Annotated in this window: 11 protein-coding genes and 2 pseudogenes; 6 read left to right on the top strand and 7 right to left on the bottom strand. The window is 69.4% G+C overall.

Annotated elements, in window-relative coordinates:
* Positions 1-341, bottom strand: a pseudogene (locus tag HMPREF3086_RS05675) (hypothetical protein); the annotation flags it as partial.
* 340 nt (positions 342-681) lie between these two features.
* Between HMPREF3086_RS05675 and HMPREF3086_RS05680 the strand changes: the two are divergent.
* From HMPREF3086_RS05680 to HMPREF3086_RS05690, 3 genes are all read left to right on the top strand, one after another.
* Positions 682-1,662: an LLM class flavin-dependent oxidoreductase gene (locus tag HMPREF3086_RS05680; protein ID WP_070720615.1), complete on the top strand. Its 981-nt coding sequence runs from the start codon at positions 682-684 to the stop codon at positions 1,660-1,662.
* A 63-nt stretch (positions 1,663-1,725) separates the two neighbouring features.
* Complete coding sequence (locus HMPREF3086_RS05685; protein WP_070720640.1) at positions 1,726-2,370, top strand: trimeric intracellular cation channel family protein; 645 nt, start codon at positions 1,726-1,728, stop codon at positions 2,368-2,370.
* 326 nt (positions 2,371-2,696) lie between these two features.
* The gene (locus HMPREF3086_RS05690; protein ID WP_070720619.1) at positions 2,697-4,193 is read left to right on the top strand and encodes a glutamine synthetase beta-grasp domain-containing protein; all 1,497 of its coding nucleotides are present in this window, start codon (positions 2,697-2,699) and stop codon (positions 4,191-4,193) included.
* Positions 4,194-4,248: 55 nt separating this feature from the next.
* Here the strand turns inward: HMPREF3086_RS05690 and HMPREF3086_RS19890 are convergent, their stop codons facing one another.
* The 3 genes and pseudogenes from HMPREF3086_RS19890 to arsB form a co-directional block, all read right to left on the bottom strand.
* Entirely contained in the window at positions 4,249-4,683 is a 435-nt protein-coding gene (locus HMPREF3086_RS19890; protein ID WP_371441657.1) for an arsenate reductase ArsC, read from the bottom strand.
* Positions 4,681-5,085: pseudogene (locus HMPREF3086_RS19895) on the bottom strand (low molecular weight phosphatase family protein); the annotation flags it as partial. The pseudogene HMPREF3086_RS19895 and the gene HMPREF3086_RS19890, both read right to left, overlap by 3 nt.
* Positions 5,082-6,194 carry an ACR3 family arsenite efflux transporter gene (gene arsB, locus HMPREF3086_RS05700; RefSeq protein WP_070720622.1) on the bottom strand — a complete coding sequence of 371 codons (1,113 nt, stop codon included), beginning with the start codon at positions 6,192-6,194 and terminating at the stop codon, positions 5,082-5,084. The gene arsB and the pseudogene HMPREF3086_RS19895, both read right to left, overlap by 4 nt.
* Positions 6,195-6,292: 98 nt before the next feature.
* On the opposite strand from arsB, the gene HMPREF3086_RS05705 reads away from it, so the two are divergent.
* Positions 6,293-6,640, top strand: a complete 348-nt coding sequence (locus HMPREF3086_RS05705) for an ArsR/SmtB family transcription factor (protein ID WP_070720626.1) — start codon at positions 6,293-6,295, stop codon at positions 6,638-6,640.
* Positions 6,641-6,689: 49 nt separating this feature from the next.
* Here HMPREF3086_RS05705 and HMPREF3086_RS05710 read toward each other — a convergent pair whose 3' ends face one another.
* Both HMPREF3086_RS05710 and HMPREF3086_RS05715 read right to left on the bottom strand, forming a co-directional pair.
* Positions 6,690-7,394: a Fic/DOC family protein gene (locus HMPREF3086_RS05710; protein WP_070720628.1), complete on the bottom strand. Its 705-nt coding sequence runs from the start codon at positions 7,392-7,394 to the stop codon at positions 6,690-6,692.
* Between the two features lie 16 nt (positions 7,395-7,410).
* A complete protein-coding gene (locus HMPREF3086_RS05715) occupies positions 7,411-7,599 on the bottom strand; it encodes an antitoxin VbhA family protein (protein ID WP_070720631.1) in 189 nt (62 codons plus the stop codon).
* Between the two features lie 129 nt (positions 7,600-7,728).
* Here HMPREF3086_RS05715 and HMPREF3086_RS05720 point away from each other — a divergent pair, with 129 nt between their 5' ends.
* A complete protein-coding gene (locus HMPREF3086_RS05720) occupies positions 7,729-8,049 on the top strand; it encodes a hypothetical protein (RefSeq protein ID WP_141764010.1) in 321 nt (106 codons plus the stop codon).
* Between the two features lie 2 nt (positions 8,050-8,051).
* A complete protein-coding gene (locus HMPREF3086_RS05725) occupies positions 8,052-8,336 on the top strand; it encodes a ribbon-helix-helix domain-containing protein (protein ID WP_168169061.1) in 285 nt (94 codons plus the stop codon).
* Here the strand turns inward: HMPREF3086_RS05725 and bioD are convergent.
* On the bottom strand, positions 8,321-8,820 hold a 500-nt coding region (gene bioD / locus HMPREF3086_RS05730), incomplete at its 5' end, for an ATP-dependent dethiobiotin synthetase BioD (RefSeq protein WP_141764011.1). The two genes, HMPREF3086_RS05725 and bioD, sit on opposite strands and share 16 nt — an antisense overlap.

An 8,820-nucleotide genomic window follows, 5' to 3' on the forward strand; every position in this document is an offset into this window, starting at 1 on the left:
TAGAACAGCGTCAACTTGTGGAAGTCAGGATAGACGGGGAACACCGGGAACGCGTCGTCCAGCGGGCACATCCGCGCGACCAGCCGGTCATGTCGCCGTTCGGACGGGCCCGCCGATGCGCTGGCCTCGGCCGGGGTCCACGTGGCGTCGAAGAGGACCGAGATGTTGGACATCCCCGAACTCTCCGGCCGGCTCACCGCCGTGACCTCGACCCCGGCCGCGGCGTTGACCTCCTCGCGCTCGGCCAACCAGGCGGTGAGACGCACACGGAACGCGTCGAGATCGGCCTCGCCCGAGGTGACCTGCTGGTGTAGCGGTTCATCGGAGCATGTCTGCGTCATGGCGCTCGGACCCTTCGTGCGGACCTGATGCGCGGGCGGGACCCCGCGACGAGCCCAGTGTGACCCACAACACAGGGGTGGGGGCCCGAAACGCCGACGCCCGCAGGTGGCCACGGGGTGTGGGGCGGGAACCTCGTCGTCGTCGTCGTCGTCGTCGTCGTCGTTCCGGTCCGGCCCCGCGCGTCACCGACGGTTGCACCGGTGTGACCCACGCCCGTCACGGGGGCGGCCGCGGGTGGCACCGATCCGTGACCCGTCACGGACCTCGCCGCATCGGTAGCCTCGACACACGAGCCGCGGATGTTCGCGGCGGTAACGGTGAGCTACGAAAAGGTGTGTTGTGTCGGTTCCCTTGGGCATTCTCGACCTGGTCTCCATCTCCGAGGGGGCCACCGCGCGTGACGGCATCGCCGCGTCGATGGAGTCGGCCCGCCACGCCGACCGGCTGGGCTACTCGCGCCTGTGGTTCGCCGAGCACCACAACACCCCCAACCTCGCCTCGAGCGCCACGTCGCTGCTCATCTCCCAGGCGGCGTCGGTGACCGAGCAGATCCGCGTCGGCTCCGGCGGCGTCATGCTCCCCAACCACGCGCCGCTCATGGTGGCCGAGCAGTACGGCACCCTGGCCAACATTTACGGCGACCGGATCGACCTCGGCCTGGGCCGCGCCCCCGGCACCGACGGCATGACCGCACAGGCGCTGAGCCGCTCGTCGGCCGAGCCGCAGGCGTTCGCCCGCCATATCTACGACCTGCAGGGCTGGTTCGGCGAGTCCGGCACCGCCCACAGCATCCCGATCTTCTCCGCGGTCTCGCAGGGGATGGAGGTGCCGATCTGGGTGCTCGGCTCCACCGTCAACGGCGCCTCGATCGCCGGCCAGCTCGGCCTGCCGTTCTCGCTGGCCTCGCACTTCGCGCCCGACCAGATCGACGACGCCATCCGCGTCTACCGCGAGACCTTCAGCACCGAGGCGCCCACCGCCCGCATCGAGAAGCCGCAGGTGATGGCCGGCATCAACGTGGTCGTCGCCGACACTGACGAAGAGGCCCAGCGCGAGTTCACCACGCTGCAGCAGATGTTCCTCGACCTCCGCGCCGGGCGCAGCCGCAAGATCCAGCCGCCCGTCGACCCGGCCCAGTTCGCCGGCGCGACCAACCCGATGCTCGACATCAGCGCGGTCGGCTCGCCCGACACGGTCAAGGCGCAGCTGGAGGAGTTCGTCGAGCGCACCGGCGCCGACGAGCTCATCACCGTGACCTACGCCTACGACCCGGCGGTACGGAACCGGTCGATCGAGCTGCTCGCCGACCTCTGGTTCTAGTCGCGCGCCGGACCCGTGGAGTTTCTCACCGTTCTCTTCCTCATCGGTATCACCGCCGAGGCGATGACCGGTGCGCTGGCCGCCGGTCGCGAGTGCATGGACCTGTTCGGGGTGGTGATCGTCGCGTGCGTCACCGCCATCGGCGGAGGCTCGATCCGAGACGTCCTGTTGGGCCACTATCCGCTCATCTGGGTGAAGCACCCGTCCTACCTCGCGCTGGTCGCGCTGGCCGCGGTCATCACCGTGGTCGTGGCCCCGATCATGCGGCACTTCAGGGTGCTCTTCCTGGGGCTCGACGCGCTCGGACTGACGGTCTTCGCGATCATCGGCGCCCGGATCGCTATCGAGATGGGACACGGCGTCATCATCGCCGTCGCCGCCGCGGTCATCACGGGCGTATTCGGAGGAGTCATGCGTGACCTGCTGTGCGACCGGGTACCACTCGTGTTCCGGCAGGAGCTGTACGCCAGTATCGCCATCCTTGCCGCGCTCGTCTTTGTGGGTCTGGTGGCTGCGGGCGTCCCGGAGAACTGGAGCGCGGCGATCACCCTGGTCGTGGGGTTCAGCCTTCGCGTGGCCGCGATCCGCTTCAAGCTCGGCCTACCGGTGTTCGACTACTACCAGGAACCCGAGCAGCCCGAGCGCCGTCCACGTGGACGTCGTCGGCACCGCTGGAGTGTCCGGGGCTGGTCCAAGGACGTGGACTGACAGATCGGGCGGGCGGTCGTGCCGCGGACGGGCTCACCGATTCTCTAGTTCTGAGTCTGGTGGTCTCCGGCCCGGGGATCGCGCGCGGGACGAGGCGAGTCACGTTCGTCTGACGCCGGTTGAGTGCAATGGGGGCGCCGACAATGTCACTCAAGGGGGCCTACAGTGACATTGTGAGCCTGAAATGTTCGTCAACGACTCGACGGGCGCGCTCGTAGATGTCGTCGGCACCGACCCGCGCGCCTCTGGTTCTGACGTTCGGCCCGCCACGCGGTTCCGTCGCGCGCACCGGAAGCTGACACCCGGTAGCGCTGATACAACGGGGTATGGCCATCGATGCATTCGAACCACACCCCCTCGTCCGGCTGGTCGGTAAGCCCACGGACGACTTCACCGCGGGCGACCTCGTGCGGGCGGTCGAGGAGCTGGGCCTGAGCCAGGTCAACCTGCGCTACGTCGGCGGCGACGGACGCCTCAAAACCGTCGCCTTCCCCATCAACTCCCGCGAGCACCTCGGCGAGGTGCTCACCCGCGGCGAGCGCGTGGACGGCTCGAGCGTCTTCCCCGGCACAGACACCGACGCCAGCGACGTCTACATCGTGCCCCGGCACCGCACCGCGTTCCTCAACCCCTTCGGTGAACGCTGCTCGCTCGACGTGCTCTGCTCGTTCTACGCGCCCGACGGGACGCCGCTGCCCTACGCGCGCGAGCAGGTGGTGCGCCGCGCCGCCGAGACGCTGACGCGGCAGACCGGCATGACGCTCGAGGCCTTCGGCGAGCTCGAGTACTACCTCGTCGACGCGCCCGAGGCGATCTACCCGGTCGAGGAGGAGCGCGGCTACCAGGAGTCGGCTCCGTTCTCCAAGCACGAGCGGGTCCGCGAGCAGGTGCTGGGCCGCCTCGCCGCCATGGGGATACCGCTGAAGTACGCCCACGGCGAGGTCGGCAACATCCTCACCGGCGACCGGCAGATGGTCCAGCACGAGATCGAGCTCCAGCCCCTGCCCCTCGAGCAGGCGGCCGACAACCTGGTCCTCACCAAGTGGGTCGTCCGCGAGGTCGCCTACGCCCACGGCCTCGAAGCCACCTTCGCCCCGCTGGTCAGCAGCGAGGGCGCCGGCAACGGCCTGCACATCCACAGTCGGCTCGTGCGCGACGGCGCCAACGCCATCGCGGGTGAGGAGGGGATCAACGACACCGGGCGTCGCCTGATCGCCGGTTACCTCTCGGCGGCCAGGGCCCTGTCCACGGTCGGCAACACGGTGCCGACGTCCTACTTGCGGTTCGCCGAGGGCGACGAGTCTCCCGAGGACATCTGCTGGGGCGAGCAGGACCGCACCGGCCTGGTCCGCGTCCCGCTGGCCTGGGGCGGCGACGTGCTCGCCGGTATGGTCGCCCACGCCAACCCCGGCACCAGCGAGCCGATCCCCGAACCCGCGGTGCACCCACAGACCGTCGAGTTCCGACTCGCGGACGGCTCCGCCGACGTGCATCTCCTCCTGGCCGGCATGGCCGCGGCGGCCCGGCGCGGGCTGAGCGATGACAACAGCCTGGAGCTGGCCGAGCGGCTCAGGGCCGCCGACCACAGTGACTTCGAGCAGCTGCCGACCTCGTGCGCGGAGTCGGCCGACGCGCTCGAGAACGAGCGCGAGCTCTTCGAGGCCGACGGCGTGTTCCCGGCCGCGCTCATCGACGCCGTGCTCGCGGGGCTACGCGGTGATGACGACGACGACGATGACGATGACGACGACGAGGTGGGCGACTCCGGAAGCTGCGACGCAGACCGCGAGGAGCTCATCCGCCGTCACTGGCACGTCGGCTGAACCCGCCCGGTCGGCGAGGTGGCCCGGGGGAGCGGGCCCGCCCCCTGCCCGTCCGCTACGACTCGGGCTCGAGCAGTTCGGAGATCAGCGCGCTGACCCGCCGCTTGATCTCGTCACGGATGGGCCGGACGGCCTCGATTCCCTGGCGCGCCGGGTCCGCCAGCTCCCAGTCCTCGTACCGCTTGCCGGGGAAGACGGGGCACGCGTCGCCGCAGCCCATGGTGATGACCACGTCTGACGCGCGGACGGCGTCGGTGGTGAGGACCTTCGGCGTGGCCGAGGTGATGTCGACGCCGTCCTCGGCCATCGCCTCGACGGCGACCGGGTTGATCTGATCCTTGGGTGCCGACCCGGCCGACAGGACGTCGACTCGTCCTCCGGCCAGGTGGGACAGGTAGCCGGCGGCCATCTGGGAGCGCCCGGCGTTGTGGACGCAGACGAACAGCACCCGGGGCCTGGTGTCGACGAGGTCGGCGAGCAGGGCGCGCACGCGACGATCGATGTCGTCGCGGACCAGACGCATCCGCTCCATGCCCTCGATGCCCCGGTGCGACGGCTCGTCGGTGCGCCAGATTTCGAGCGCGCTGACCTCGTCGTCGTCGATCTCCCCGGCGGCCTCGTCGCCCAGGACGATCACCCGGTCCACCTGTCGCAGCAGGTCGGGGTCGACGGCCGTGGGGGTCTCGCCGGACATGTCGGCGCCGACCTCGGCGACCACCTCCGCGGACAGCGCGTTGACGGCCGAGCCGGGCCGGGTCCCCGCCGAGTGCACCTCGATCGCGTCACCGGCGTGCAGGCGCATGAGCGCCGCCGCCATCTGGGACTTGCCGCCGTTCTTCACGCACACGAACAGAACGCTGGGGACGTGGTGCGCCTGCTGCTCCCCGGTCATGAGCGGGTCCCGGTCACCGAACGATCGGGCAGGGTCGGGTCGCCCGGGAAGAGTTTCGGTCCCGCCCACAGGGCGACGTAGACGAGCCCGATGAGGACCGGGACCTCGATGAGCGGCCCGACCACGCCTGCGAGGGCCTGGCCGGAGGCGATGCCGAAGGTGCCGATCGACACCGCGATCGCCAGCTCGAAGTTGTTGCCCGACGCGGTGAAGGCCACGCTGGTCGACTTCGCGTAGTTCAGCCCGACCGCCCGCGAGGCGAACAGGCTGATGACGAACATGAGGACGAAGTACAGCAGGAGGGGCACGGCCATCCGCGCCACGTCGAGCGGCTGGGACGTGATGGCATCGCCCTGCATGGCGAACAGCAACACGATCGTGAACAACAGCCCGTAGAGGGCCCACGGGCCGATCCGGGGGAGGAACGTCTCCTCGTACCACTCCCGGCCCTTGGCCCGCTCGCCGAACACTCGGGTGAGGAAGCCGGCCAACAGCGGGATGCCGAGGAACACCAACACCGAGAGCACGATCGCCCACACGGAGAACTCGGCCGTCGTGGTCTCCAGCCCCAGCCAGGAGGGCAGAAGCTGCAGGTAGAACCAGCCCAGGGCGCCGAACGCCACGACCTGGAACACCGAGTTGATCGCGACCAGCACCGCGGCGGCCTCCCGGTCCCCGCAGGCCAGGTCGTTCCAGATGAACACCATGGCGATGCAGCGGGCCAGGCCCACGATGATCAGCCCGGTACGGAACTCCGGCAGGTCGGGTAGGAAGACCCACGCGAGGGTGAACATGAACGCCGGACCGGCGATCCAGTTGAGGAACAGCGACAGCGTGAGCAGTTTCCGGTCACCGGTGACCCGGTGGGTCTCGTCGTAGCGGACCTTCGCGAGGACCGGGTACATCATCACCAACAGGCCGATGGCGATCGGGACGGAGATCCCGCCGATCTTCACCGAGTCCAGCGCCCGGTCTAGGCCGGGGATGAACCGTCCGAGCAGCAGCCCGACGGCCATCGCCATGAGAATCCAGAGGGCCAGCCAGCGGTCGAGGAACGACATCTTCTCGGCGACCGGTGCCACGCCGGGCCCGGTCATCATGGTGCTCATCCGGGGGAACGTCCTTAGATCGATGATTGTCTATGGGGGAGGCTAGGCTGACACATCGGTAAGTGTCAATGTATCTTCGGGGGCAGGTGAGGTGGACGATGACAACAGTGGAACCCGGCCTGTCGGCGGAGCAGTACGCGTGTTGTTCGATGTCGGCGGGGCCGGTGGACGCTTCCACCGCCGAGCGGATGTCGGCGCGACTCAAGGCGCTCGCGGACCCGATGCGGTTGCGCCTGTTGTCGCACATCGCGGCACAGGGGTGCGACTCCGTGTGCGCGTGCGACCTGCTCGAGGTCGTCGACATCAGCCAGCCCACGATCAGCCACCATCTCAAGAAGCTCGTCGAGGCCGGGTTGCTGGTCCGCGAGCAGCGCGGCAAGTGGGCGCACTACTCGGTGGTGCGCGAGTCGTTCAACGACCTGCGTAGCTTCCTCGACCTGTCCTGACCGGGCGCGACGACGCGGTGGGGAGCCCGGTGGGGAGCCCGGTCGTCGGCTACCCGGTGCGACCGTAGGGCGTGATGACCGCGGCCCTGTGGTGCTCGCGCATGGCGCGGAAGTGCGCGGAGGAGTCGAGCAGCGAGCGGTTGCCCAGGGTGGTGGCCAGGCGGCCCTCGGCGAGCTCGGTGGCCGGGTGGACGGCGTGTCTGAGCTGGTCGGCGAGGTAGTCCGGCCGCCCGTACACCGACATGTGGCGGGCGGCGTGCGCCGCTGAGGCGTCGATGCCGGCCCAGTTGACGGCCCACCCGGCGTGGCGGAACATCTGGTCGAAGAAGACTCGCTGCGTGCGGCTGTTCCCATCGCGGAACGGGTGCACGAGGGTGAGCTCGGACCAGTGCTCGGCGATGTTGTCGGTGGCCGCGTCGGGGTCGGTGGTGCTCGGCGGTCGGATGGCGATCTGCCGGAAGACCCGGTCGAGCTCGTCGGGCAGGAACTGCGGGCGGGCATGAGGGATGCCGAGGGCGCGGGTGTCGACGGTGCGGAGCTCGCCGGCCCAGTCGAAGATGTCCTGGAGGATGTAGCGGTGGATCGCTTGGAGGTGCTCGAAATCGAATCGACCCTCCAGCGGGCTGAGTTCCAGTTCCACGACCCGGAAGAAGGCCAGGTCGCGCTCGTATTCCGCCAGCTCGGCGGGGTCGGAGATGCCCAGTCGGTTACGCAGAACCCCCGAGGGTTCCTTGTACGGATCTCGGGGGTTCATGGGCGTGAGGGCAGCGTCAGGGAGCGGTGCGCTCACGCACCGCGGCGCGGATCTCGGCGAGAGCCCGGTCGCGGCTGAGGAGCCCGTCGGCGAACCGGCGGGTGATCTCGAGGGCCTCGGGTGAGGGCTCCATGCCGGCCATGCGGTGGCCGGCGGCGGCTCCTGCGAGTGCCTGGTCGGGGGTCGGGCGGATGCGGGTGGCCACACAGTCTCCTTGCGTCGACGTGCAGCCGATTCTACCTGCTCAGCAGGGCGGGGACCGCGACCGGCAAGTGGACCGCCCCGCCCCGCCTCGGTCGTTCTCGTCGCCTCAAACCGTGATACAGTTTTGAATGTGAAAGCGGTGATCTACGCGTCCGCACGCCGACATGGAGTTGCGGATGCGGAGATCAGAGCGGTGCTGGCGCATCCGATAGTTCGCTATGGCCTGGTGCCTCGGGCGGATCCCGAGGCGAAGCTGGTCAGGATGGTCGGCGACATGAACGGTGGGGCCTTGATCGAAGTGGTCGCCGACCAGATCGAGCAAGATGAGCTGCATGTGTTCCACGCCATGCTGCTGACGGCGGCTGTGGCTCGCGAGGTCCTCGTGGCAACCGGAGGGGCGGTTGATCTGACCGATGAGGTCAGTGCCCGGCAGAGAGCGCGATTGGAGTAATGATGAGTGCTGCCAGTGAACGTGAAACACGCTACGAGCGTCTTGCCGACGCGGTGGAGGCCGGCGAGTACGAGATCGACGCCGGGGCTGTCGAAATACGTCCGGACTACCGGTCCGGCCGGCCGCGGACCGGTGATGTCGCTGAAGAGACCCGGCCGTTGGCTGTCCGTTTGACCGAGTCGGACCGTCGAAGGCTTGCGGACTATGCCGAGCGGACCGGGCAGCCGATGAGTGCGGTTATCCGGTCAGCGATCGACGAGTACCTCGCACGTCATCCCGCAGCCTGACAAGCCGGAGATCCGAGAACCGTCGACTTCTCACCGTAGTGCGCCCGCCGATCTCCGCTTCGAAGGACGTCGAGCAGGTCAGGGACGAACCACCCCGGTGCGCGCCGCCCGAACTCGGCCTGCGACAGCGCCCCTGCACCCGCGGGCACCCGGCCGAGCACCGGAACCCCGGTCACGCGGGGCAGGTCCTCGAGGTTGCAGCGCTCGGCGAGGTCCGGATCGGCCGACCAGGACCCGATGACGACCCCCGCGCACCGCAGACCCGCCGCCTCGATCGCGCGGACGGTGAGCTCGGTGTCCGACAGCGTGCCCAGTCCGGCCCTCGCGACCACGACCACCGGGGCGTCGAGCGACCGGGCGAGGTCGAGGACGGTGAGGCCGGCGCCGAGCCGGACGAGCACGCCGCCGGCGCCCTCGACCAGATCCAGGCGCCCGCGTGCAGGTCCGCAGGTCGCCGCGGAGTCGGGCGCGGAGTCGGGCACCG

The sequence above is a fragment of the Dietzia sp. HMSC21D01 genome, assembly GCF_001815995.1.
GTDB classification, from domain to species: Bacteria; Actinomycetota; Actinomycetes; order Mycobacteriales; family Mycobacteriaceae; genus Dietzia; species Dietzia cinnamea.

Bases quoted from the DNA above. Each gene is read 5' to 3' on its own strand.
- HMPREF3086_RS05725 (WP_168169061.1), top strand. From the start codon at position 8,052: ATGAGTGCTGCCAGTGAACGTGAAACACGCTACGAGCGTCTTGCCGAC.
- arsB (WP_070720622.1), bottom strand. From the start codon at position 6,194: ATGAGCACCATGATGACCGGGCCCGGCGTGGCACCGGTCGCCGAGAAG.
- HMPREF3086_RS05685 (WP_070720640.1), top strand. From the start codon at position 1,726: ATGACCGGTGCGCTGGCCGCCGGTCGCGAGTGCATGGACCTGTTCGGG.
- HMPREF3086_RS05705 (WP_070720626.1), top strand. From the start codon at position 6,293: ATGACAACAGTGGAACCCGGCCTGTCGGCGGAGCAGTACGCGTGTTGT.
- HMPREF3086_RS05710 (WP_070720628.1), bottom strand. From the start codon at position 7,394: ATGAACCCCCGAGATCCGTACAAGGAACCCTCGGGGGTTCTGCGTAAC.
- HMPREF3086_RS05690 (WP_070720619.1), top strand. From the start codon at position 2,697: ATGGCCATCGATGCATTCGAACCACACCCCCTCGTCCGGCTGGTCGGT.